Origin of the sequence: Amycolatopsis sp. cg13, from assembly GCF_041346965.1 — a bacterium.
Lineage (GTDB): Bacteria > Actinomycetota > Actinomycetes > Mycobacteriales > Pseudonocardiaceae > Amycolatopsis.
In genome coordinates this window covers 7347587-7372307 of the sequence record NZ_CP166848.1, presented here as the reverse complement: position 1 = coordinate 7372307, position 24721 = coordinate 7347587, and the positions used below count along the sequence as shown (strand labels likewise).

General features: G+C 68.3%; 20 protein-coding genes. 10 read left to right on the top strand and 10 right to left on the bottom strand.

Features of this window, described 5'->3' with window-relative positions; all coding sequences use genetic code 11:
- Window positions 1-56 precede the first annotated feature (56 nt).
- From AB5I40_RS34615 to AB5I40_RS34600, 4 genes are all read left to right on the top strand, one after another.
- Window positions 57-1313 (top strand): aspartate aminotransferase family protein, encoded by a 1257-nt coding sequence (locus AB5I40_RS34615; RefSeq protein WP_370934379.1) that lies wholly within the window; start codon window positions 57-59, stop codon window positions 1311-1313.
- Between the two features lie 3 nt (window positions 1314-1316).
- Window positions 1317-1817, top strand: a complete 501-nt coding sequence (locus AB5I40_RS34610; RefSeq protein WP_370934378.1) for a DUF3830 family protein — start codon at window positions 1317-1319, stop codon at window positions 1815-1817.
- 787 nt (window positions 1818-2604) lie between these two features.
- Window positions 2605-3990 carry an FAD-binding oxidoreductase gene (locus AB5I40_RS34605; RefSeq protein ID WP_370934377.1) on the top strand — a complete coding sequence of 462 codons (1386 nt, stop codon included), beginning with the start codon at window positions 2605-2607 and terminating at the stop codon, window positions 3988-3990.
- A 5-nt stretch (window positions 3991-3995) separates the two neighbouring features.
- A complete protein-coding gene (locus AB5I40_RS34600) occupies window positions 3996-5558 on the top strand; it encodes an acetolactate synthase large subunit (protein WP_370934376.1) in 1563 nt (520 codons plus the stop codon).
- Between the two features lie 49 nt (window positions 5559-5607).
- On the opposite strand, the gene AB5I40_RS34595 is transcribed toward AB5I40_RS34600, so the two are convergent.
- The 6 genes from AB5I40_RS34595 to AB5I40_RS34570 all read right to left on the bottom strand — a co-directional run bounded on the left by AB5I40_RS34595 (window position 5608) and on the right by AB5I40_RS34570 (window position 14653).
- A complete protein-coding gene (locus AB5I40_RS34595; RefSeq protein WP_370934375.1) occupies window positions 5608-7068 on the bottom strand; it encodes an MFS transporter in 1461 nt (486 codons plus the stop codon).
- A 74-nt stretch (window positions 7069-7142) separates the two neighbouring features.
- The gene (locus AB5I40_RS34590) at window positions 7143-7610 is read right to left on the bottom strand and encodes a DUF3761 domain-containing protein (protein ID WP_370934374.1); all 468 of its coding nucleotides are present in this window, start codon (window positions 7608-7610) and stop codon (window positions 7143-7145) included.
- A 66-nt stretch (window positions 7611-7676) separates the two neighbouring features.
- Window positions 7677-10487: an ABC transporter substrate-binding protein gene (locus tag AB5I40_RS34585; RefSeq protein WP_370934373.1), complete on the bottom strand. Its 2811-nt coding sequence runs from the start codon at window positions 10485-10487 to the stop codon at window positions 7677-7679.
- Window positions 10488-10705: 218 nt separating this feature from the next.
- The gene (locus AB5I40_RS34580; RefSeq protein ID WP_370934372.1) at window positions 10706-11155 is read right to left on the bottom strand and encodes a hypothetical protein; all 450 of its coding nucleotides are present in this window, start codon (window positions 11153-11155) and stop codon (window positions 10706-10708) included.
- 106 nt (window positions 11156-11261) lie between these two features.
- Entirely contained in the window at window positions 11262-13433 is a 2172-nt protein-coding gene (locus tag AB5I40_RS34575) for a 3-hydroxyacyl-CoA dehydrogenase NAD-binding domain-containing protein (protein ID WP_370934371.1), read from the bottom strand.
- Between the two features lie 8 nt (window positions 13434-13441).
- Window positions 13442-14653 carry an acetyl-CoA C-acetyltransferase gene (locus AB5I40_RS34570; RefSeq protein WP_370934370.1) on the bottom strand — a complete coding sequence of 404 codons (1212 nt, stop codon included), beginning with the start codon at window positions 14651-14653 and terminating at the stop codon, window positions 13442-13444.
- 159 nt (window positions 14654-14812) lie between these two features.
- On the opposite strand from AB5I40_RS34570, the gene AB5I40_RS34565 reads away from it, so the two are divergent.
- The 4 genes from AB5I40_RS34565 (at window position 14813) to AB5I40_RS34550 (ending at window position 19863) form a co-directional block, all read left to right on the top strand.
- Window positions 14813-15994: a TetR/AcrR family transcriptional regulator gene (locus AB5I40_RS34565; RefSeq protein WP_370934369.1), complete on the top strand. Its 1182-nt coding sequence runs from the start codon at window positions 14813-14815 to the stop codon at window positions 15992-15994.
- Window positions 15995-16047: 53 nt separating this feature from the next.
- Window positions 16048-17226 (top strand): low temperature requirement protein A, encoded by a 1179-nt coding sequence (locus AB5I40_RS34560; protein WP_370934368.1) that lies wholly within the window; start codon window positions 16048-16050, stop codon window positions 17224-17226.
- Between the two features lie 101 nt (window positions 17227-17327).
- Window positions 17328-18623 carry an acyl-CoA dehydrogenase family protein gene (locus AB5I40_RS34555; protein WP_344272290.1) on the top strand — a complete coding sequence of 432 codons (1296 nt, stop codon included), beginning with the start codon at window positions 17328-17330 and terminating at the stop codon, window positions 18621-18623.
- 28 nt (window positions 18624-18651) lie between these two features.
- On the top strand, window positions 18652-19863 hold the full coding sequence (locus AB5I40_RS34550; protein ID WP_370934367.1) for an acyl-CoA dehydrogenase family protein: 1212 nt from the start codon (window positions 18652-18654) through the stop codon (window positions 19861-19863).
- Window positions 19864-19900: 37 nt separating this feature from the next.
- Here the strand turns inward: AB5I40_RS34550 and AB5I40_RS34545 are convergent, their stop codons facing one another.
- Window positions 19901-20641 (bottom strand): hypothetical protein, encoded by a 741-nt coding sequence (locus AB5I40_RS34545; protein WP_370934366.1) that lies wholly within the window; start codon window positions 20639-20641, stop codon window positions 19901-19903.
- Window positions 20642-20846: 205 nt separating this feature from the next.
- Window positions 20847-21215, bottom strand: coding sequence for a winged helix-turn-helix transcriptional regulator (locus AB5I40_RS34540; protein ID WP_370934365.1), 369 nt, complete (start codon window positions 21213-21215; stop codon window positions 20847-20849).
- A gap of 75 nt (window positions 21216-21290) precedes the next feature.
- Between AB5I40_RS34540 and AB5I40_RS34535 the strand changes: the two genes are divergently transcribed.
- Window positions 21291-22256 carry an NADP-dependent oxidoreductase gene (locus AB5I40_RS34535; protein WP_370934364.1) on the top strand — a complete coding sequence of 322 codons (966 nt, stop codon included), beginning with the start codon at window positions 21291-21293 and terminating at the stop codon, window positions 22254-22256.
- Here the strand turns inward: AB5I40_RS34535 and AB5I40_RS34530 are convergent.
- A complete protein-coding gene (locus tag AB5I40_RS34530; RefSeq protein ID WP_370934363.1) occupies window positions 22218-23165 on the bottom strand; it encodes an NADPH:quinone reductase in 948 nt (315 codons plus the stop codon). The genes AB5I40_RS34535 and AB5I40_RS34530 overlap by 39 nt on opposite strands.
- 108 nt (window positions 23166-23273) lie before the next feature.
- On the opposite strand from AB5I40_RS34530, the gene AB5I40_RS34525 reads away from it, so the two are divergent.
- Window positions 23274-23669: a hypothetical protein gene (locus AB5I40_RS34525; RefSeq protein ID WP_370934362.1), complete on the top strand. Its 396-nt coding sequence runs from the start codon at window positions 23274-23276 to the stop codon at window positions 23667-23669.
- Here AB5I40_RS34525 and AB5I40_RS34520 read toward each other — a convergent pair.
- Complete coding sequence (locus AB5I40_RS34520; RefSeq protein ID WP_370934361.1) at window positions 23658-24716, bottom strand: alpha/beta hydrolase; 1059 nt, start codon at window positions 24714-24716, stop codon at window positions 23658-23660. The genes AB5I40_RS34525 and AB5I40_RS34520 overlap by 12 nt on opposite strands.
- Between the last annotated feature and the right edge of the window lie 5 nt (window positions 24717-24721).

The following is a 24721-nucleotide window of genomic DNA, read 5'->3' as shown; positions in this document are numbered from 1 at the left end:
ATGGATATTGTCAACAATCGACAACCGTCTCCACCCGCATCCCAGGAGGGCGCCGCATGGCCCAGCTGTCCCCGCTGCTCAAGCAGGCAACGCCCGTCGTCGTCGACCACGGTGAAGGGGTTTACCTCTACGACGTGGACGGGAAACGTCATCTCGACTTCACCGCGGGCATCGGGGTGACCAGCACCGGGCACTGTCACCCGCGCGTGGTCGAGGCCGCGCGCGAGCAGATCGGCAAGCTCGTGCACGGCCAGTACACGACCGTCATGCACAAGCCGCTGCTCGAACTGACCCGCAAGCTCGGCGACGTCTTGCCGTCCGGGCTCGATTCGCTCTTCTACGCCAACTCCGGCAGCGAGGCCGTGGAGGCCGCGCTGCGGCTGGCCCGGCAGGCGACGAAGCGGCCGAACGTCATCGTGTTCCAAGGCGGTTTCCACGGCCGCACGGTCGCCGCGGCCACCATGACCACGTCCGGCACGCGGTTCAGCGCGGGCATCTCGCCGCTGATGTCCGGCGTGCACGTCGCGCCGTTCCCGTACGCCTACCACTACGGCTGGGACGAGGAAACGGCCACGAAGTTCGCCCTGCGCGAGCTCGACTACCTCTTCCAGACCGTCTCCGCGCCGAACGAGACGGCCGCGTTCTTCATCGAGCCGGTGCTCGGCGAAGGCGGCTACGTTCCCGCGAACACCGCGTTCATGGCCGGGCTGCGCGAACGCGCCGACCGGCACGGCATCCTGCTGGTGCTCGACGAGGTGCAGGCGGGCTTCGGCCGCACCGGCAAGTTCTGGGGCCACGACCACTTCGACGTCCACCCGGACGTCGTGCTGATCGCGAAGGGCCTCGCCAGCGGCTTCCCGCTGTCGGGCATCGCCGCTTCGGAAGAGCTGATGGCGAAGGCGTACCCGGGTTCCCAAGGCGGCACGTACGGCGGCAACGCAGTGTCGTGCGCGGCAGCCATCGCGACGCTCGACGTCATTCAGGACGAAGGCTTGGTCGAGAACGCCGCGGAGCGCGGGCGTCAGCTTCTCGAGGGCGCGCGCGTCATCGCGGACAAGACGCAGGCTATCGGCGACGTACGCGGTCTCGGGCTCCTCGTGGGCACTGAGTTCACTACCGCGGACGGCGAACCTGACACGGCCACTGCGCAGGCCGTGCAGCAGGCAGCTGCCAAGAGTGGGCTGCTGCTGCTCACCTGTGGCGCGTACTCGAACGTCGTGCGTATGGTGCCGCCCCTGGTCGTCAACGCGGAACAGGTCGACGACGCGCTGCGCATCTGGGGCGAGGTCGTCTCGTCGGTTACGGGGAGCTGAGGCATGGCGCGCTACATCACCATCAGCCTCGACAAGCGCGGCGTCACCTGTCGCGCACGGCTGCTCGACAACGAAGCACCGCGCACCTGCAAGGCGGTGTGGGACGCACTGCCGCAGAGCGGTTCGGCCTACCACGCGAAGTATGCGCGCAACGAGGTCTACACGCTCGTGCCGCCCTTCGCCGAGCCGAAGCCGGGCCGCGAGAATCCGACGATCACGCCGATTCCCGGCGACGTCGTCTACTTCGGATTCGAGGCATGGGAAATCGGCAATCCCGCTTACGGCTACGACGACGGCAGCGAGGCCCACAGCGACCAGGGTGCCACGGATCTCGCGATTTTCTACGGCCGCAACAACCTCCTGATCAACGGCGACGCGGGCTGGGTGCCCGGCAACGTGTTCGCGACCATCGAGGAAGGGCTGTCCGAGATGGCCGCGGCCGCGCAGGATCTGTGGCTGCGCGGCGTGGAGGGCGAGACGCTGTCGTTCTCCCGCGCGGACTGACAGTCACCAGCAAAGGGCCGGTTCCTCCACCGCGGAGGGGCCGGCCCTTTTCACTGCCCGATCGGGCCAGATTGTTCCGCCAGAGTGAAGCCGGGTTAACCCTCCGCGATCATGAAAGCGACCCGGATTCCCCTGCCGGACAAGGGATCCGACCCGGATGATCACCCGGCGGTGTGAACCTCGGCAACTCACCAATCGTGGCTTCGCATTCACCGGTTCGAGGGGCGACGCCGCCCGGTTGCCGCAGTGCGCGTCTGCTACCCAGGGTGATCGGACCCGGCGATCGCTACGAACCGTGGCGAAGAGTCCACAGTGCACCCCCGGCGACAAACCCGAAAGCCTTACATGTTTAACATGGGAAGATTCTTCGGCCGCCGATCCCTTGCCAGAACAGGGAAAACCGCGTTTTGACACCGCGAGCGCGCCGGTGGAAATCTGCGTTGGCTCCTCGCGAGAGCACCAAGGAAGAACAATCCGAACAAGGAGCCCCTCAATGCAGATGTTCACCCAGCACGTGCACCACGGCCACGACCTGATCTCGGGTCTGCTCGCGCACCTGGCGCACGTGCTCGGCTGGCTCGTCTGACCGGCACCGAGGATTAACCCAGGGGCCGGCCTGTTGGCGCGGGCCGGTCCCTGCTTGGGTTCTCCCCCTTCTGGCCACGCGCGCGGCGTGGCCTTTTTCGTGCCCGCCGCCCGTCGGCTAACGTGAAAACTATTCATGGCCAGCCTAGTGGCAGAACGGCTAGGCTTCGGCCTTGGACGTACGCGCGCACGAAGGAGTGGCATGAGCGAGATCGCAACACAGCTGGCAGGTGCCGTCGGAGCTGGGAACCTGCTGACCGGTGACGCGATTTCCGACGATTACGCGCACGACGAAGCGCTCAGCACGCCCGGCCAGAAACCGGCGTACGTCGCGAAGCCAGCCACCGCCGAAGAGGTCTCCGCGCTGCTGAAGATCGCCTCCGCCGAGGGCATCCCGGTGACCGCGCGCGGGTCCGGCAGCGGGCTGTCCGCCGCGGCGCGTCCGGTCGAAGGCGGGCTCGTCGTCTCGTTCGAGCGGATGAATTCGGTGCTCGAGATCGACACCGGCAACCACGTCGCCGTGGTCCAGCCGGGCGTCACGCTGGCCGAGCTCGACGCAAAGACCGCCGAGCACGGCCTCACCTACCCCGTCTATCCCGGCGAACTGAGCGCGAGCGTCGGCGGCACCGTCGGCACCAACGCCGGCGGCATGCGCGCGATCCGCTACGGCATCACGCGCGGCAACGTCTCGGGCCTGCAGGCGGTGCTCGCGACCGGCGAGATCATCCGCGTCGGCGGCCGGATGTCGAAGATTTCCAGCGGGTACGACCTGACCCAGCTGATCATCGGCTCAGAGGGCACCCTCGCGCTGGTGACCGAGGTGATCGTCAAGCTGCAGCCGCGGCTGCCGCACGGCGCGACCGTGCTCGCCCCGTTCGATGACTTCGAGCAGGTGATGGCGGCGGTGCCGAAGATCGCCGCGAGCGGCCTCGCACCGCAGATCCTCGAGTACATCGACAACCTGACGATGGCCGCGATGGTCTACAACGACAAGCTCGAACTGGGCGTCCCGGCGGAAATCCGCGACCGGACCCAGGCGTATCTGGCCGTAGCGCTGGAAAACCGGGTGGCCGACCGGCTCGGCGAGGACGTCGAGACGCTCGGCGAGCTGCTGGTCGAACTCGGCGCGACCGACGCGTACGTGCTTGAAGGCAATGCCGCGCGCAAGCTCATCGAAGCGCGGGAAAAAGCCTTCTGGAACGCCAAAGCCGTGGGAGCGGACGACATCATCGACGTGGTCGTGCCGCGGACCGCGATGCCGGAATTCATGGCCAAAGCCCGCGAGCTGGCGATGGCGACCGGCGGCGGCGCGCTCGGCTGCGGGCACGCCGGCGACGGCAACGTCCACCTGGCGATCTTCTGCAAGGACCCGGACACTCGCTCGCGGTTGCTGACCGACATCTTCGGCTGCGCGTACGAACTCGGCGGCGCGATCTCCGGCGAGCACGGCCTCGGCCGCACCAAGACGAAGTACTACGCCAAACTCGAAGACCCGGCGAAGCTCGATCTGCTGCGCCGGGTCAAGGACAGCTTCGACCCGGCCGGGATCCTGAACCCCGGCGTCCTGTTCGCGCAAACCGGAAAGTGAGCACAGTGAGCACGCTCAACGGCGCCCAGTCCCTCATCCGCACGCTCGTCGACAGCGGGGTCGACGTGTGCTTCTCGAACCCCGGCACGTCGGAGATGCACTTCGTCGCCGCGCTCGATTCGGTGCCGGAGATGCGCGGTGTGCTCGCGCTGTTCGAGGGCGTCGTGACCGGTGCCGCGGACGGCTACGCGCGGGTCGCCGGCAAGCCCGCCGCGACGCTGCTGCACCTCGGTCCTGGCCTGGGGAACGGCCTGGCGAACCTGCACAACGCGCGCCGCGCGCACACGCCGGTGGTCAACGTGATCGGCGACCACGCGACCTATCACAAGCAGTACGACGCCCCGCTGGAGTCGGACATCGACGCCATCGCGGGCACGCTCGAGGGCTGGGTGCGCCGGTCCGGACACACGAAGGACGTCGGCGCGGACGCAGCGGCGGCGGTCGCGGCGGCGCAGGACGCACCAGGCCGGGTCGCGACCCTGATCCTTCCCGCCGACGCGTCGTGGGGCGAGGGCGGCGAAACGTGCGAGCCGATTCCGCCGCGCGTGCCGCAGACGGTCGACGCGACGACCGTCCAGAAGATCGCGGACGTGCTGCGCAGCGCTGAGCCGGTGGCGTTGCTCATCGGCGGATCCGCTTGCCACGAAGCCGGTTTGCGCGCGACCAGCCGGATCGCCGCCGCGACCGGGGCGAAGGCGCTCGCCGAAACCTTCCCGGCGAGGCTGGAGCGCGGGGCCGGTCTGCCGAACATCGAACGACTGGGGTATCTCGCCGAACAGGCCAAGTACCAGCTGGACGGGATCAAGCACCTGATCGTCGCGGGCACGCGGGCGCCGGTGTCGTTCTTCGCCTACCCCGGCATGCCGAGCGAGCTGACGCCGGAAGGCGCGGAGGTCCACGTCCTCGCGACCGTCGGTCAGGACGTTCCGGCCGCGCTGGAAGCGGTCGCCGCTTTGGTCGCCGCCGACACCGAGCCGGTTCTGCAGGAGGCTGGACGGCCGGCGCTGCCGAGCGGACCGATCACCGTGCAGAACTGGGTCGACGTGATCGGCGCGCTGCTGCCGGAGAACGCGATCATCGTGGACGAAGCGAACACGTCCGGTCTCATGCTCCCCGCCGCGACAGTGGGCGCGCCGCGACACGACGTGCTGACCCTGACCGGCGGCGCGATCGGCTACGGCATGCCGGTGGCCGTCGGCGCGGCGATCGCGGCACCGAAGCGGCCGGTGATCAACCTCGAATCCGACGGCAGTGCGATGTACACGATCTCCGCGCTGTGGACGCAAGCGCGCGAGAACCTCGACGTGACCACCGTGGTGCTCAACAACAACGCGTACGCGATCCTGCGAATGGAGCTGCAGCGCGTCGGCGCGTCCGGCGACGGGCCGCGCGCGAAGGACCTGCTCGACATCGGCCGTCCGGACCTGGATTTCGTGAAGATCGCCGAGGGCATGGGCGTTCCGGCGACCCGGGCGACGACGGCGGAGGAGCTGGCCGAACAGTTCCGGCGCGCGGTCGCCGAGCCGGGGCCGCACCTGATCGACGTGGCTGTTCCGCCGCTGCTCTGACTCGTGAGTGGCAATCCCGGTTAGAACCGGGATTGCCACTCACGAGGCTCTAGACCCGGGCGAGTTCCGGGCTGGCGGCACGGAATCGCGGCACCACCGCGGTCAACGCCAGCCCGGCTACCGCCGCCGCCGCGGCAACCGCGAATGTGGCGCGGAAACCGGCGAGCGACGGCACGGTGAACGAGCCGACGGTGATGGTCAGGTGGGCCAGCATCGTGGCCATCACGGCACTGGAGGTCGAGGTGCCGACGGAACGCATGAGCGAGTTGAGCCCGTTCGCCGACGCGGTTTCGGTGACCGGCACCGCGCTCATGATCAGCGCGGGCATTGCGGCGTAAGCGATTCCGACGCCCGCCCCGATGATCACCGACGCGATGATCAGCTCGACCGCGTTGGCCATCAGGAAAATCGCGAAGAGGTACCCGACCGCGATCACGATCGCACCGGTCATGAGCGTGACGCGGGCGCCGTAGCGGTTGGTCAGCCGCGCGGACACCGGCGATAGAGCCATCATCACCAGGCCGTTCGGCGCGAGGCACAGACCGGCTTGCACCATGCTGAGCCCGAGACCGTAGCCGGTCGCCGAAGGTGCCTGCAGCAATTGCGGGAACGACAACGACATCGCGTACATCGCGAAGCCGACGAGCACCGACGCAAGGTTCGTGAACAGCACCGGCCGCCGCGCCGAAACGCGCAGATCGACCAGCGGGTCCCGCCGCCGCAGTTGATACCAGCCCCATGCAGCGAGTACGACCAAGGCGGTCGCGGCGAACCCGAGCGTCGCCGGGCTGCCCCAACCCCATTGGCCGCCCTTCACGATCGGCAGCAACAGGCTCGTGAGGCCGACGATCAACCCGAGCGTGCCAAGGAAATCGAACGGCGCGGGCGTGCGGACCGGCGATTCCGGAACGAATCGCAGGATCAGCAGCGCACAGCCGAGCCCGAGCCCGGCCGCGCCCCAGAACAGCACGTGCCAGTCCGCGTGCTCGGCCACGATCGCCGCGACCGGCAACCCGATCGCGCCGCCGACGCCAAGGGTCGCGCTCATCAGCGAAATCGCGCCGCTGACGCGTTCCGGCGGCAGTTCGTCGCGCATGATGCTGATGCCGAGCGGAATGACGCCCATCGCGCAGCCCTGCAGCCCGCGGCCGACGATCATCAGCGCGAGCGAACTGGTCAGCGCCGAGACCACGGACCCGGCGATCAGCACCGCCAGGCTTACGAGCAGCACGCGGCGCTTGCCGTAAAGATCCCCGAGCCGCCCAGCGACCGGCGTGCACACCGCCGCGGCGAGCAGCGTGACGGTGACGACCCAGGACGCGTCCGTCGGCGTCGTGTTCAGCAATCTCGGAAACGCCGGGATCAACGGGATGACCAGCGTCTGCATGAACGAAGCGACCAGCCCGCACGAGGCGAGCACCACGATGATCGGCCGCGCGCCTGCCCGTGCCACCACGTCCCCCGTTCCGTATGCCGTACCGGATTCGCACGCTACCGGGTGGAATGGCAAGACCGGTCGATTCGTGATCGATCCGACTTAGCGGACTGGTCCGTTTGGCCCAGCGCTTGCTTGGGTCGGCGGATTCAGAGCCATTGCTTGACGCCCCCGTGGCCGGAGCAAGTGCCGGAACGGTGCTGGCTGTAGCTGTAACTGCCGTCCTTGCACTGCGCGGTCGCGCCGGAGGGGTTCGAGTCCGGGCGGTGGACGCAGTTTCCGGAGGAGTTGCGGTAGTAGTCGGCACCGCAGTCGGCCGGAGCGGGGTCCGGTGCTGGCTGCTCCTTCGGTGTGGTGACCCGCGGCGCGGCCTGGGTTTTCGGTGTCGTCTTCGGCTTGGCTGCCGTGGTCGGCGGCGCGACCGGCGGCGTGGTGACCGGGACCGCGATCGAAGTCGACGGAGCCGTCAGCGTTGCCGAGGTTTCCGGCGCGCTGTAGGTCGTAGTCGGCGGCGAATACTCGCTTGTGACGGCCGACGGTGCGTTGCCGGTCGGCGCCGCTCCGCATCCGGCGACCAGAACGCCTACGGCCAAAGCCATCCCCAGTTTCCGCAGCATGCGGTGCCTCCTCGCAATCCAGACAATCGAGGAGGTCGGGAATCCGCGGAAAACTGTTACAGCGGCTCAGCCGTCCGCCGGGCACCAAGAATCCGGCGGACGGACCACCGCCTTCCCACAGAAGCCCTGCAGCGCCGGATCGACCTCGCCGCCTTGGACCTGCAGTACCGCGAGCGGCTTGTCCTGTGGGACGTGCCTGCCGATGTCGCCGCCGTAGTCGATGGTTCCGCTGACGCCCTCGATGTATTTGTTGGTCTGGTTCGCGTCCGGCCGCGAGGTGTGGATCGCGGCGATCTCGCGCCACACCGCGCCGGGCGTCACCGGGATGTTCGACGACGTTTCGCGCAGGTACGCGGTCGCGGTGATCATCACCAAAGCGGCGTCGTAGGACAGCGCGGCGTGGCCGTCGAACGACCGGCCTTTTTCGGTGTGCTCGAAGGCGAATTTGGCGTTGAGCGTGGTGTAGAAGTCCCGCGCGAGGCCTTTCGCGGGCGTGGCCGGTGCACTCGCGAGCGCGAGGTAGTAGTACGGCAGCGCGCGATTGCGTTCCCGCGCAACAGTATCCGCGACATAGCGGGAGACGTCGTCGTCGCCGATGATCGTCGCCGTGCTGCCGCACTGCGCGGCTCCGGCGAGGAACGCCCCGAAGTCGGGGACTCCTCGGCCGGCGAAGAACGTGTAACCGTTGTAGGAACAGCTGTCCCGCCCGGCAGCACCTGCGTTGCCGACATTCCGGTAGCCGTACCGCACGTGCGCGGTCCCGGGCGGCCCGCCGTCTCCGTCGAACGCGCGTGCTTCGACGGTGAAACCCTTCTGTTTAAAGGCTGCCAGCACATCGTCGCGGAGGTTCGCGCTGTAGAAATCGGAGTCGTCGTCGGGGTAGTAGACGCGCAGCGCTCGGGGGCCGGGACGCTGGGCAGCGAACGCCGCAGCCACCGCGGCCTCCCGGCGGTTCTGCGGCGCGACCTGGAAGTAGATCGGGTTCTGGTCCGCCAACTGGTCGGCGGTGAGCGTCGCGGCGACAACGGGAATGCCCGCGTCGCCGAGTGCGCGGATCGTTTCGGACGTCGGCGCGCTGCTCATGTCGAGCCCGACCACGCCGACGATGCTGGGGTCCTGTTTCGCCATCTCCAGCAGCGTCTTCGCGACCGCCGCACCCTGAAGCATTCCTTTGCCGCCGTTGGCGATCAGCATGCGCACGATCGGTTCGGCCGCGGCGGTCGCGTCGAGTTGCCGCGACTGTGCGACGGCGAAACCCTCCAGCGATTCCCGTTCCGCGGTGAGCCCTTCGGCGGTGCCGTTCGACGACGTCAGCGCCTCCAGGTCGACCAGCGTGATGTACGGCCGTTCCGGATGCTGCTGGTGCAGTTCCTCCGCGCGCCGGTTCTGGTCCGCGATCACGGCTTCGACCTGCTGGATCGTCCCCTCCTTGTCGACCGGGGAGAACAGCGTGAACGTGCCGTCGGACACGCCGACGCACTGGTCGTCCACCCGCGTCAGCCACTCGCTCGAGGTGCCGCAGTGACTGTCCAGAAAGGACTGATAGCGCACGACGGCGAATCCGGCTACCAGCACGAGCACCACCGCGGGCACCCCGGCCCGGACCCAGCGCGTCGTCCACCACGCCGCCCGGGCCCGTCCGCCGGACAGGTCGTAATGCTCGCCCAGCGCCAGCATTCGCTTGCGCACCTCGGTTTTTTCGGTTTCGCTGTGCGGCGCGTCGAGCCCGATCGGCAGGTACCACGCGGTCGGGCGGCGGGCCCGCCGGTCGGCGCTGAGCCGGTTCTGCCACACCCGGTACGCGTCGGCGGCATCGGCGGCGTGGTACTTCGGCCGGTCCTCGCTCGGCGCGGCGTCCGGCGGCGGCGCCTGGCTCGCGCTCACCACGAGCAGCGGATCGAAAAGGCCGACCTGGTTGCGGACCTCGTTGATCAGGTCGAGCAGCCGGTAGCCGCCGTTGGCCGGGCCGACCTCGTCGAGCAGCAGCACCGGATACGTCATCCGGCGCCGCCGCCAGAACTGCCACGGCCGCAGCCGGTACTCGCGGCGCAGGTCCTCCAGGAACGCGTTGACCAGCAACCGCGCGACGTACTGGGGCGATTCGTGCTGCCATTCGCCGTCGGTGAGCCGCATCGCGAAGCGGACGAAGCTGCCGGACATCTCCGGCGCGAGGTGCGGCTGGCGCAGGAACCAGCGGTACCGTCCGGACAGCCCCGGCACGCGCCCGGTGACGGCGAGCCGGAAGAAGCCGATCGTCAGCCAGCGCAGCAGCAGCAACGGAAACCGCCACGTCGGATGCTGTGGCACCAGCTCGCGGCTGACGCTGTCGATGGCCGAGCGGAACCGGACCAGCAGGCCGTTCTCCTGCAGTTCGCGCAGCAGGATGGCCTCAGTATCGGTTTCGCCGTCCGGAAACCGCTTCGCCATGAGCTGGTCGACCAGTGTGAACAGCCGGAACCGCAACCGGCTTTCCCGCGTGCGAGAACTGCGGACGAGACTGTTGCGGACGCGCCACAGAATGTCGCGCACCACCTCGACGGTCGCCTCAGTCGCCTTGCCCGGCGGGTCGACGTCCGGCCGATCCGCGAGCGAGAGATAGACAGAACGCACCGTGCCCGCCGGTTTCGCGTTCTGCATCCGCGAGCCCAGCTCTTCGAGCACCCCCTCGCGCGCGTCGCCGACGAGGCACACCATGGGCAGCCCGCGCCGCCCGGCGCGTTCCCGGTGATAACCGGGCCGCCATTCTCCGTCGCCCCGCAATTCCCGCGGCCGGTCGCCGACGCGGGGCCGCTGATAAAGCGCCCCGATGAGTTTGACAAGCCGATCTGCCCCAGCGAACGCGAGTTGTTCCCCAGCGACGGCCACCGTCTGGTCCATGCCGAAGTATCCCACGCGCGAGCCGGGAGGGGTCCCGGAATTGTGCCGTCATGGCAACGGTTTCCCGGTTTGCCGCGCGCGGCTTGCGGCCATTCGGGTGGCGGCGCGTTCAGCCGTTCGTCGGACGCGTCGTCGCGCTGAGCGACGGGTTCCCGGGCACCCGTTGATCATTTTCCCGTCTTGCTACGAAAATCGTAGATCAATTCAGGAATGGGGAATTAATTGTTCGCGAGACGTGCGATCGTTCCCAGCAACCTCCGCATTCCGGCCGCGTGCCCACCGCTGCCGACGACTAGCAAGCGGTAACCGGACCCGAATATTCCAGGGAACCGGGCGCGGCTCTCGGCGCGGACCAGCGTCTGTCCATCCGAGACAGCTTCGAGCCGGAAAGTAAGGCGGTACTCAGAAAACCGGTGCCGTCCGGCGAGGGCGAGCAGCTCGTGCGGTTCGGCCTCGACGACCCGGAAGCCGGGAACCGTCGACCCTTCAGCGAGCGGACGGGGACCAGTCGCCTTCCAGTCGGTGGCACCGACCGCCCAGGCGTAGCCGGTCGCCAACCGGCCCGAGACGCGCTCGACAACCTGGTTGATCGCCCGCCAGACCGCCTCGGCGTCCGCCCGCACGACGACCCGATGTTCGTCCAAGACCGGCAGCTGTTCCGCTGTCATCATCACCTCCGGAGCCCGCAGGGATCGTCCCACGCCCGCAACGCACGAAAAACGGGGCCGCCCCGGGAAAATCCCCGGAGCGGCCCCGCTGCCACAAGATCAGGCCTTATTCGTAAATCTCGCCCTTGGCGGCCTTCTCCACCAGCGACTGCGGCGGCTCGAAGTGGCTGCCGTACCGCGACGCCAGTTCGCGAGCCCGGTCCACGAAGCCCTGCAGCCCGCCCTCGTACTGGTTGATGTACTGGATCACGCCGCCGGTCCAGGCCGGGAAGCCGATGCCGAAGATGGACCCGATGTTGGCGTCCGCGACCGTGGTCAGGACGCCCTCGTCGAAGCACTTCACCGTTTCCAGCGCCTCGGCGAAGAGCATGCGCTCCTTGAGGTCCTCGAACGGCACGTCCGCGGAACCCGAGTTGAACGCCTCGCGCAGGCCCGGCCACAGCCCGGTGCGCTTGCCGTTCTCGTCGTACTCGTAGAAGCCCGCACCGGTGGAGCGGCCCTTGCGGTCGTACTTGTCGAGCATCGTGTCGATGACAGCCTCGGACGCGTGCGGCGTCCAGGTGCCGCCCTCGGCCTCGATCGCGGCGCGGGTTTCCGCCCGGATCTTGCGCGGCAGCGTGAGGGTCAGCTCGTCCATCAGCTGCAGCGGCGGCGCCGGGTAGCCGGCCTGCGAACCCGCCTGCTCGATCGACGCCGGCTCGACGCCCTCGCCCAGCGCGGCCACGGCCTCGTTGATGAAGGTGCCGATGACCCGCGAGGTGAAGAAGCCGCGGCTGTCGTTGACGACGATCGGGGTCTTGCGGATCTGCAGCGTGTAGTCGAAGACCTTCGCCAGCGTGGCGGGCGACGTCTTCTCGCCGCAGATGATCTCGACCAGCGGCATCTTGTCCACCGGCGAGAAGAAGTGGATCCCGATGAAGTCCTCGGTCCGCTGCACGCCCTCGGCCAGCGCGGTGATCGGCAGGGTCGAGGTGTTGGAGCCCAGCACCGCGTCCGCGTTGACGATGCTCTCGATCTCGCCGAACACCTTGTGCTTCAGCTCGACGCTCTCGAACACGGCCTCGATCACGAAGTCGACGCCCGCGAAGTCGGCCGGGTCGGCGGTCGGCTTGATCCGCGCCAGCAGCGCGTCCGACTTCTCCTGCGTGGTCTTGCCGCGCGAGAGCGCCTTCTCTTCGAGCTTGACCGCGTAGCCCTTGCCCTTCTCGGCCGCCTCCTGCGAGACGTCCTTGAGCACGACGTCAATGCCCGCCTTCGCGGACACGTACGCGATCGCGGCGCCCATCATCCCGGCGCCGAGCACGCCGACCTTCTTGGCGGTGTACTTCTCGAACCCGTCCGGACGCGAACCGCCGGAGTTGATCGACTGCAGGTCGAAGAAGAACGCCTTGGTCATGTTCTTCGAAACCTGCCCGATGGCCAGGCTGACGAAGTAGCGCGTCTCGACCTGGATCGCGGTGTCGAAGTCGACCTGCGAGCCCTCGATCGCGGCGGCGAGGATCGCGCGCGGCGCGGGCATCGGCGCGCCCTTGAGCTGCTTGCGCAGGTTCGCTGGGAACGCGGGCAGGTTCGCCGCGAAGCTCGGGTTCGACGGGGTGCCGCCCGGAATCTTGTAGCCCTTGACGTCCCACGGCTGCACGCCGCCCTCGGGGTTGGCCTTGATCCACGCCTTCGCGGCGGGCACCAGTTCGTCGACGGTGTCCACGACCTCGTGCACCAGGCCCAGCTCCAGCGCCTTGCGCGGCTTGAGCCGCTGGCCCTGCAGCAGCACGTTCAGCAGCGCGCTCTGGATGCCGAGCAGCCGCACGGTGCGGACCACGCCGCCACCGCCGGGCAGCAGGCCAAGGGTCACCTCGGGCAGGCCGATCTGGCTGCCCTTGACGTCGGCCGCGATGCGGTGGTGCGTCGCCAGCGCGATTTCGAGGCCGCCGCCGAGCGCCGCGCCGTTGATGGCCGCGACGACCGGCTTGCCCAGCTGCTCGAGCCGGCGCATCTGGCCCTTCATCGCGGTGCTGGACGCGGTGATCTCGGCCGCGTGCTCCGGCTGCGCCTGGATCAGGTCGCGCAGGTCGCCGCCGGCGAAGAAGGTCTTCTTCGCCGAGGTGAGCACGACACCGGCGATGTCGTCCTTCTCCGCCTCAAGCCGGTCCACCGTCGCGGCGAGCGACTCGCGGAAGGCCTGGTTCATCGTGTTGGCCGACTGGTCCGGGTCGTCCAGCGTCAGCGTGACGATGCCGTCGGAATCCTTGTCCCAGCGGATGGTCTTGCTCTCGGTCATCTCGGTCCTCACACCCGCTCGATGATGGTCGCGACACCCATGCCGCCGCCGATGCACAGGGTCACCAGGGCCCGGCGCGCCTGACGGCGTTCCAGCTCGTCCACGACGGTGCCGACCAGCATCGCGCCGGTGGCGCCGAGCGGGTGGCCCATGGCGATCGCGCCGCCGTTGACGTTGATCTTCTCGTCCGGCAGGTTCAGGTCCTTCTGCCACTTGAGCACGACGGACGCGAACGCCTCGTTGAGCTCCCACAGGTCGATGTCGTCCGGGGTCAGGCCCGCGGTCTTCAGCACCTTCTCGGTGGCCGGGGTCGGACCGGTCAGCATGATCGTGGGCTCGGAGCCGATCGAGGCGGTAGCGACGATGCGCGCCCGCGGCGTGAGGCCGGCCCGCTTGCCCGCTTCCTCGCTGCCGACCAGGACGATGGCCGAGCCGTCGACGATGCCGGACGAGTTGCCGCCGGTGTGCACGTGGTCGATCTTCTCGACCTGGTGGTACTTCTGGAGCGCGACGGCGTCGAAGCCGCCCATCTCGCCGATCGTGGTGAAGGCGGGCTTGAGCTTAGCCAGACCCTCCACAGTGGACCCCGGACGGCGGTGCTCGTCGTGGTCGAGGATCGTGACGCCGTTCATGTCCTTCACCGGCACCACGGACTTCGCGAAGTAGCCGCCGGACCAGGCCGCCTCGGCCTTCTCCTGCGAGCGGACCGCGAACGCGTCGACGTCCTCGCGGGAGAAGCCCTCCATCGTCGCGATGAGGTCCGCGCCGATGCCCTGCGGGGCGATGTAGTGGTCGTACGCGGTGGCCGGGTCCATGAACAGCGCGCCGCCGTCCGAACCCATCGGGACCCGCGACATCGACTCGACGCCGCCCGCGATGACCAGCTGGTCCCAGCCGGAGCGGACCTTCTGCGCCGCGACGTTCGTGGCCTCGAGCCCGGACGCGCAGAACCGGTTGAGCTGCACGCCCGCGACCGTCTGCGGCAGGCCCGCGACGAGCGCGGCGGTGCGCGCGATGTCCGCGCCCTGCTCGCCCACCGGGGACACGACGCCGAGCACGATGTCGTCGATCGCCTGCGGATCGAGGTTCGGGTGGCGGACCTTCAGCTCTTCGATGAGGCCGACCACCAGGTCGACCGGCTTGGTGCCGTGCAGGGCACCGCCCTTGTTCTTGCCCCGGGGCGTGCGCAACGCCTCGTAGATGTAGGCCTCGCTACTCACTGAACACTCCTCCGCGAAGCGGCATGGTTGGACACTGCGGTGTATCTCGCCGCCGACTATACCGGCCAGTAGGTGCTAATGGCCATTAACATAAGCCCGATGAACCCCATGGTGTCAATGGGTTGCCGTAGTTTCGATTCGCGCTATGGTCAGTTCACCATGAGTACGTCTCCCGCACGCGGCACGCGGCCTCGCGACCGCAAGGCCCAGCTCGCCGCCGTCGCGGCCGAACTGTTCCGCGCGCGCGGGTTCCACGGCGTCGGGATCAACGACATAGCCGCCGCGGCGGGCGTCACCGGACCCGCGCTGTACCGGCATTTCGCCGACAAGCAGGCGATCCTCGCCTACGTCGTGCTCGCCGGGATCGACGACATGGAGACGGCCACCGCGGCCGCGCTCGCCGATTCCGCGCCGCCGCTGGAGCAGCTGGACGCCCTGCTCACCGGCCTCGCGACGCAGGCCGTCGAGCGCCGGGAGATCGCCGCGCTGTGGCGTTGGGAAGGTCCGCATCTGCCGCGCGAGCAACGCCGCGAGATCCGCCGCCGGTCCGGCGCGGTGCTCGACGCGTGGACGAAAGCCCTGCTCACGCTGCGTCCGGAGCTGTCCGTGGACGAGGCTGAGCTGCTGTGCTGGGCCGCGCTGTCGGTGTTCGGGAGCGTCGCGGTGCACCACACCTCGGTGGCGCGCAAACGCTTCGTGCCGCTGCTGGTCGAGCTGGCGTTGGACGTGCTCAACGTCTCGCTGCCGGTCCCGTCCGAGCCCGTGGCGCCGGTCGCGAGCAGCCTTGGCACGCCGTCCCGCCGCGAGCAGGTGCTGAGCGCCGCGACCGGGCTCTTCGCCGAACGCGGCTTCCACACGGTGAGCATGGAAGACATCGGCGCGGCGGCGGGCATCGCCGGACCCAGCGTGTACCGGCACTTCCCGAGCAAGGGCGCGCTGATGGTCGCGATCGGACACCGCGCGGCCGACCGGCTCGCGCTGGCGGCCGAGCAGGCGCTGCAGGCACCCGACGAACGGTCCGCGCTGGGCCGGCTCGCGGCGTCGTATGTGCACATTCTGCTGCGCACACCGGAACTGCTGGTGTCGTTCACGGCGGACCGGGTGACCATGCCGGAACGCGACAAAGCTGACCTGCGACGGGTCCAGCGCGACTACGTCGATCAATGGGTTTCCCTGCTGTGCGCGGTGTTTCCGGAGCTTCCGGCGCGCGAGGCGAAGATCCGGGTGCACGCTGCGCTGACCATCGCGAACGACCTGAGCCGGACCGGGCGGATCAAGAGCAGGCCGCACCTGCAGACGGAGCTCACGGCGGTACTGCACGCGGTTCTCGGGCTCGACTGAACGCTCTCCGCGAAACCGCTCCCGCCCCTCCCCCGGACGTGTAAGCATCTGCCGTGCCCACGAGACGGTTGCATCTGGTTCGCGCGGACGAAGGCCACCGCGTCACGACCCTCGAGCTTTTCTTCGACCTGGTCTTCGTCTACGCCATCACGCAGACGACCGAGCTGATGTCCGGGCACCTGAGCCTGCTCGGCGTCGGCGAGGGACTGCTGGTGCTGATGGTGCTGTGGTGGTGCTGGTGCAGTTACGCGTGGCTCGGCACCATGATCCACGTCGACCACGGGATCGCGCGGCTGGCGATGTTCGGCGCGATGGCGGTGATGTTCCTCGTCGCGCTCGCGGTGCCGCAGGCGCTCACCAACGAACCAGGCGGGCTCGACGGGCCGTTGCTGTTCGTCGCCTGTTACGCCGTCGTGCGGCTGCTGCACATCGTCGCCTACCTCGGCGCCGCCCGGCACGACGCCGGATTGCGCCGGGTGCTGCTGAAGATGCTGCGCGGGCTGCTCCCGAGCTTGGTGCTGCTGGCCGTCGCCGACGTTGCGGACGGACCCTGGCAGCTGGTGCTGTGGGTGGTCGCGCTCGGGGTGGACTACCTCAACGTCTACCTGTCCGGCCCCGAAGGCTGGCGGCTGCATTCGCCCGCGCATTTCGCCGAGCGGTTCGGGCTGATCGTGATCATCGCGCTGGGCGAATCGGTCGTCGCGATCGGCATCGGGATCGGGCACGTGCCGATCACCTGGCTCGTCGCCGGGTCGGCGATCTGCGGGATCGCGCTCGCCGCCGGGATGTGGTGGACGTACTTCGACCTGGTCGCGAACGTCGCCGAGCGCCGGCTCGCCCGCGCCGAGGGCATCGCGCGGACCAAGCTCGCCACCGACTCCTACACCTATCTGCACCTGCCCCTGATCGCCGGGATCGTCCTCGTCGCGCTCGGGTTGAAGAAGACGTTCCTGTCCCTGCACACCAATCCGGCGGACGCGCTGCACGGCGTCGCGCTGTGGTCGCTGACCGGCGGACTCGCCCTGTATCTGGTCGCCCTGAGCTCACTGCGGCGACGCAACCTCGGCACCTGGAACCGGCAGCGACTCGTGCTCGCAGTGGTGCTGCTCGCGCTCACGCCGTTGCTCGGAAACGTGCCCGCGGCCTTGCTGCTACTGATCGTCACGGCCTCGGTCCTGCTGCTCATCGCGTTCGAACGCACGTCCCTGGCCAGGCGGCCGGTGGTCGAGTGAGCCGGGCCGCACTGGCGGATTCCGCGTCGCCGCGTTAACCTACTCGTCAGTAGGTAACGCGAGGGAGATGCTGCATGGCTGCGCCAAGGAAACGAGACGCGATGGGCCTCGGCCTGGCCGCGCTCACCCGGTTGGCCGGGAGCAAGGCGATCGACCGGGTCGGGCTGCGCGGACCGGTGCAGAACCTGGTCAAGACGGGAACCCGGAGCGGTTTCCGCGCGGCGGGGGCGGCGACCAGGTCGTTCACCTCGGTCCAGCGGCTGGGCAAGCCGGCTCGGCTGGCGAAGCCGGACGACCGCGGGCTGTTCGACCTGACGCCGGACGAGGACCAGAAGCTCATCGTCGAGACGGTCAGCGAGTTCGCCGCCGAGCAGTTGCGCCCGGCCGCCGCGGACGCCGACGAGAAGCTCGCCGCGCCGGAGGGTCTGCTGAGCCGCGCGGCCGAGCTGGGCATCAGCCTCGTCGGCATTCCGGAGGAGCTGGGCGGCGCGGGCACCGAGCGTTCGGTCGTGACGAACGCGCTGGTCGCGGAGGCGCTCGCGCACGGCGACCTCGGACTCGCGGTGGCCGTGCTGGCCCCGTCCGCGGTGAGCACCGCGCTGGTCGCGTGGGGCGACGAGCAGCAGCAGGCCGATTACGTGCCCGCGTTCACCGGCGAGCAGGTGCCGGCCGCAGCGCTCGCGCTGCTGGAGCGGACGCCGCTGTTCGACCCGTTCAAGCCTGCCACCAAGGCGAAGCGCACCCCGAAGGGCTACCAGCTCGACGGCGTGAAGTCGCTCGTCCCGCGCGCGGCGGAGGCGGAACTGTTCCTGGTCTCGGCCGATCTGGAAGGCCGCGGACCGGCGCTGTTCCTGGTCGAATCGTCCAACGCGGGCGTGACGATCGAGTCCGAACCGGCGATGGGCCTGCGCGGCGCGGCGACCGGAAAGCTGCACCTGGAGAAGGTTTCGCTGCCCGCGGGCGCATTGCTCGGCGGCGGCAAGGCGGACGTTTTCACTGAGGTGGTCAGGCTTTCCCGGCTCGGCTGGGCGGCGCTCGCCGCGGGTGTCGGCAAGGCCGTGCTGGACTACGTCGTGCCTTACGTGAACGAGCGGACCGCGTTCGGCGAGCCGATCAGCCACCGGCAGGCGGTCGCGTTCTCGGTGGCGGACATCGCGATCGAGCTGGAAGGCCTGCGCCTGGTCACGCTGCGCGCGGCTTCGCGAGCCGAGCAGGGCAAGGAATACGCGCGGGAAGCGGCGCTCGCCCGGAAGCTCGCGACGGACAAGGGCATGCAGATCGGCAACGCCGGCGTGCAGTTGCTGGGCGGGCACGGGTTCGTGAAGGAGCACCCGGTGGAGCGCTGGTACCGCGACCTGCGGGCGATCGGCGTGATGGAAGGCGCCGTCCTCCTCTGATCCTTTTTCTTGCTCCGAAAGGCAACTCATGATCAACCTGGAAGCTCCGAAGAAGGCCGGCGCGCTGATCAACCAGGCGTACCAGGCCGCGGCCGAGGTGTTCCGGCCGATCTCGCGCAAGTACGACCGCGCCGAGCACACCTATCCGTCCGAATTGGACATGTTCGCCGCGCTGCTGGACGGCCTGAACTCCTCCGGCGAGGGCGGTGCCGGCGCCGCTGGCGTTCGCCGGTCCGAAAAGGACAATGGTCCCAAGGGAAACCGCAACGGCGCCAACCTGAACGTGGTGCTCGGCACGATCGAAATGTGCTGGGGCGACGTCGGCCTGCTGCTGTCCATGCCGCGCCAGGGCCTCGGCAACGCCGCGATCGGCTCGGTGGCGACCGACGAACAGCTTGAGCGCTTCAAGGGCCTGTGGGCCGCGATGGCGATCACCGAACCCGGCTGCGGCTCGGACTCGGCCGCGATCACCACGACGGCCACCGAGGACGGCGACGACTACATCCTGAACGGCGAAAAGATCTTCGTGACGTCCGGCCAGCGCGCGGACGCCGTGGTGGTCTGGGCGACGCTGGACCGCACGAAGGGCCGCGCCGCGATCAAGTCGTTCGTGGTGGAGAAGGGCACGCCCGGCTTCGAGGTCGTGCGCGTGGAGCACAAACTGGGCATCCGCGCGTCCGACACCGCCGTGCTGCGCTTCGAGAACTGCCGCGTTCCGCGCGAAAACCTCTTGGGCACGCCGGAAATCGACACCGCCAAGGGTTTCGCCGGGGTCATGCAGACCTTCGACAATACCCGCCCGCTGGTGGCCGCCATGGCGATCGGCGTCGCGCGTGCGGCATTGGACGAGACTCGGCGGGTCCTGACTGAAGCCGGTGTGCCGATCGACTACGACCGCCCGGCGTTGACACAGCACGCTGCGGCCGCGACTTTCCTGCAGCTGGAAGCGGACTACGAGGCTGCGTATCTGCTGACGCTGGAGTCGGCGTGGATGGCGGACAACCGTCAGCCGAACTCGCTGCAGGCTTCCATGGCGAAGGCTAAGGCTGGCCGCACGGTCGTCGATGTGACGTTGAAGTGCGTCGAGCTTGCCGGGGCGTATGGGTATACGGAGGAATCGCTGCTGGAGAAGTGGTCCCGGGATGCCAAGATTCTGGACATCTTCGAAGGGACGCAGCAGATCCAGCAGTTGATCGTGGCTCGGCGGGTGCTGGGGAAGACCAGCGCGCAGCTCAAGTAGTCCAGCCGCTCGGCCCGTCTCGCGGAGGCGGGCCGAGCTATTCCACTTGCCGCTTCCCAGTCGATTGCCCGAAGAAATACCCCAGCACCAGCAGAAACGCGCTGGACAGCACCTGGTTGATCTCCACCGCGGCGAACATCGCGGCCACCACCGCGAGGCACATGATCAGCAGGATCGCCGCTCCGACATAGGTCGCGACGGATTCCTTCGCCAGGAAGTTCTGCCACACCTTGGCTTTCCGCTCGTACTTGTCGATGTCGGTGGCCATCGCCGCGGCCTCGACCTCGGCGATATTCCGGCTGGTTTCCTTCAGTTCGCCGTCGATCTCGTCGGTCTTGCTTTCGAATTCGCCGAGCAACCGGTGGAATTCCTCTTTCGTTCCGGCGTCGTCGACCCCGGACACCGCGTTTCTCAGCTTGCCGATCTCCTGTCCGACGGTCAGTCCGTTGATCAGCTCGAGGATCTGCTCACGCCGCTCGAGAGCGATCTTCAAGGCGCTGCGATGGGCATTCACCTTGCGGAGAGCGTCCGCACGCCCTTTCGACCCGCTTTCCGTCGACAGTGCTTCCTCGTGCAGCTCGAGTTTCTTCTGCTGCCGGACGATGATGTCGTCGAGCCGGACCAGCGACGCACGGAGGTCGTCGACAGACTGCTTCTCGAGCGAGGAGCTGTCGAGCCCGCTGTCGATGAACTCCAGCTCCATCCTCCGTCTCAACCGGCCGTCCCGGTGATCCGGTTCTTCGAACTCGACAACACTGCGATCTTCTGGAACGCTCATAGTTATTGTCCGTTTGATCGAGTTGCGCAGCCCCTCTGCCGCCTGCGGTGACCCACGGGTCGCTCGCGGATGAGCCTTTGTTGCGCACCGTCCTCAGCTGTCGCCGTTCTGAATCCGAATCGTGACAACACAAATGCACCACTGATTACGAAAAGTGCAGTTTCAGCAGCTATTCGCCAGTGAACGCGCAGCCAAGAGGCCGCATTCAATCGTTTTGGGCGGCTGAATCCAGCGCATCCAGAACCGCGTCCCCATTCGCGCGAGCCCACTCCGTCAGCGTGTGGATCGGCTCGATCAGCGTCGCGCCCAGCGGGGTCAGCTCGTACTCGACACGCGGCGGTGCCTCGGCATACGCCTGACGCCGGACCAGCCCGTGCGCTTCAAGCCGCCGCAGCGTCTGGGTGAGCACCTTCCGGGAGATGCCGCCGATCAGCTCGACCAGCGCGCCGTGCCGCACGGGGCCCTCGCTGAGAGCCGCGAGCACGACCACCGTCCACTTGTCGGCGATCAGCTCGACTGCCAGACGCGCGGGACAGTCGGCGAGAAAGACGCCGCCGGGACCGTATTCGCTCATGAACTCCAAGGTACCTGCAGGTACCTATCGGAATCCTAGCCTGGTTTTCGTACCCCTCCAGAAACCAGGAGAGTCATGCGAGTCATCACCCAGCAGAAACTCGGCGGCCCCGACGTGCTCACGATCGTGGACGCGCCCGAACCCCGCCCATTGCCGACCGAAGTCCTAGTGCGGGTCAAGGCCGTCGGGCTGAATCCGTTGGAAGCACGGCTGCGCGACGGCGAGTTCCCGTTGCTCGGCCAGCCGCCGTTCGTGCTCGGCTGGGATGTCAGCGGCGTGGTCGAAGAGGCGTTGACCTGGCGGTTCCGGCCCGGCGACGAAGTATTCGGGATGCCGTTGTTTCCCCGCGCGGCCAACGCATACGCCGAGCTCGTGGCAGCACCGGCCCTGCATCTCATCCGCAAGCCGAAGGAGCTTTCGCACGTCGAGGCCGCGGCGTTGCCGATCGTCGGGCTCACGGCGTGGCAGGGGCTGGTCGACCTTGGCGAAGTCACCACAGGCGACCGCGTTCTGATTCACGCCGGTGGCGGCGGGGTCGGGCACGTCGCGATCCAGATCGCGAAAGCCCTTGGTGCGCATGTAATAACGACGGCCAGCGAGAGCAAGCGGGAGTTCGTCGAGGGGCTCGGTGCCGACGAAGTCATCGACTACAAGAAGGTCGACTTCAGTGAAGTGACGAGGGAAATCGACGTTGTGCTCGACACTCTCGGCGGCGACACCGTCGAGCGGTCCCTCGGAGTGTTGCGGCCAGGCGGGCATCTGGTGACGGCGGTCGCCGAGGAGGACACCGAGCTGATCGCGAAGTACGAGGCAGCGGGAATGCGGTTCAGCGGCATCGGAGTCGAGCCGGATCCGGTCGCGCTGCGCGAGCTGGTCGCGCTCGTCGAGCAGGGCAAGCTCAGGGTCCACGTGCAGGAGACGTTCCCGTTCGAGCGCATCGCCGACGCGCATCGGCTGCTCGACGGCGGTCACCTCCAGGGCAAGGTCGTCCTCACTGTCGACTCAAACCTCCAGCACGATCCGGCCGCGCGCCTCGCCTGATTCCTGCAATCGGTGCGCTTCGGCGGCCGACGACAGGGGCAGGCGAGTGCCGATCCGGGGGCGAAGGATTCCGGTGGACAGGGCCCGGTTGATAACCCGGGCAGCGGAACCCAGCGCGGTGACACCGGCGTTGCTGATGGCGAAACCGCGGATGCTCGCGTCGCGCGTGTACAGCTGGCCGATCGGCAATGTCGGTGTCGACTCCATTCCGGCCATCGCGATGATGCGGCCGCCACGAGACAAGAGCGGCACCGCCGAAACCAGGTCGTGAACGCCCGCGTTGTCCCACAACAGATCCACCGTGGGGAGTTTGCGGTAGAGGTCGGGATCGGTGTAGTCGAAAACCTCGTCGGCACCGCATTCCCGGCACCATTCCGCGTCGTCGGCGCGGGCGGTCGCGATGACGCGCAGGCCGGCGGTCGAAGCAAGTTGGACGACGGCGCTGCCGACACCGCCGCCCGCGCCGAGCACCGCGATCGTCTCGCCGTAACCGGCGTCGGCGTGCTCGAAAAGGCCAAGGTACGCGGTGGCGGCGGTGTGCAGAACGGCGACGGCGTCGTCGGAAACCCCGTCCGGCAAGCGATACAGCCGATCCTCCGGAACCGCGCAGTACTCGGCGAAGGATCCCTGCCGACCGTCGTGGCCGAGGCTGTTGCACCACACGCGGTCGCCAGGAGCGAAGCTGCTTACTGGCGACGAGACAACGGTGCCCACCAGGTCCCGGCCGATGACAAACGGGAAAGAAACCTCAGTGGGATACGCGCCGGAACGGATGAAAGTGTCGACGTGGTTCACCGTCACCGCGGAGACTTTCACCAGCACCTCGCGCGGCCCCGGCTCGGGGTCTGGAAGCTGACCGACCTTGATCTCGGAACTGTCGCCGAGCGACGTCACGTATGCAGCGATCACCGGCCCACGGTACCGCCGGTTTATTACCGACTTCGCGCGCATATCGGATTGATCTCCGCTGCCCGGAATCCGCGCGAAAAAGCCCGGAAATGCCCTAATCTGCCCGGCATGACCGCTCCGGTGGCGCCGGCCGACCTCAAACAGGCCCGCATCTTCATGTGGATCCAGGTCGCGCTGAGCGCGATCGGGCCGCTGCTGCTGGCCGGGATGGCCGGCGTTTCGCTGGTCGACCTGATCAGCCTCACCCAGCTCTACATCGTGATCACCTACGCCACCGCCATCGCGCTCGCGGTGTGCGCGGTCGTATTGCCGAAGCGCCAGCAATGGGCCTACGTGACCGCCGCGGTCATCGAAGGCCTCCTGGTGCTCAACAGTCTGGTCACGCTGCTCAGCAAGGGCCTGCCCGGCATTCTGCCGCTGATTTTCGCCGGCCTCGCCCTGCGCGCGCTGCTCACCCGCGACGTGCGGACGTGGTTCTTCCCGCCGCAGCCTTCAGCCAGCTGACCGGTCGTCCAGGAATTCGTCGAGGTACCGCCAGGTCGTGCCCCGCGCGCGGCGACCGGTGAGCACGCCGAGGTGCCCGCCGGGTGCGGTGCGGAACCGGACCTCCGGCGCGTTTTCCAGCAGCTGCACCACGCGTTCCACCGACGCCCGCGGCGCGATGGTGTCGTTTTCGCCCGCCACCACCAGCATCGGCGTCTTCACGTCGGACAGGCTGATCTTGCGCCCGTTCAGGTCGACGGTGCCCTCGGCGAGGTCGTTGGTGCGGAACAAGCGGTGGTACAGCTGGCCGAACGTCCGCCCGGGATAGGCGTACATGTTGCCCATGAAGTGGTCCACCGCCTCGATCTGCGCGAGGTAGTCGCGGTCGTCGAGGTTTTTCAGGATCGCCAGCGGTTTCGTGATTTCCTTGGAGATCCCGGTCGCCCGGAACACCCGGGTGACCAAATAGGACGGTGCGCCGCCGAACACCCGGTACACCGGCGTGAGCAGGTGCCCGCCGGTCAGGTCCACGAGCGGGCGGAACGGCGCGACGATCGGGATCGCGGTGAAATCGACCGGCGAGCCGACCGCGGTGATCGATTCGATCGGCAGGTCCGGCTGGTCCGCGCTGACGAGCATGGAGAAAATCCCGCCGAGCGACCACGACACCAGGTGCACGCCCTGTCCGCCGGCGTCCTCGCTGACCTTCCGGATCGCCCTCGGCAGCACCTCGTCGATCCAGTGCTCGATGCCGAGGCGGCGGTCGGAGAACGCGACCATCCCGTAGTCCACGAGGTAGGTCGGCCGTCCGCCCTCCACCAGGTGCTCGATGAGGCTGCAGCCGCGGCGCAGGTCGAAGCACAGCGCGGGCGCGGCCAGCGGCGGCACCAGCAGCACCGGCGGGCCGGAGACCTCGGACGCGCCGTGCGTCATCCGGTACACCGACCGGTTGGGCCCCTGGTCGATCAGCACTCGCGGCATCGGCCGCAGATCGGCGACCCCACCCTGGAAAACCTTGCCCACGACATTGGCCGCCGCGGCAGCCAACCGGGCCGGTGGGGAAACCATTCAGT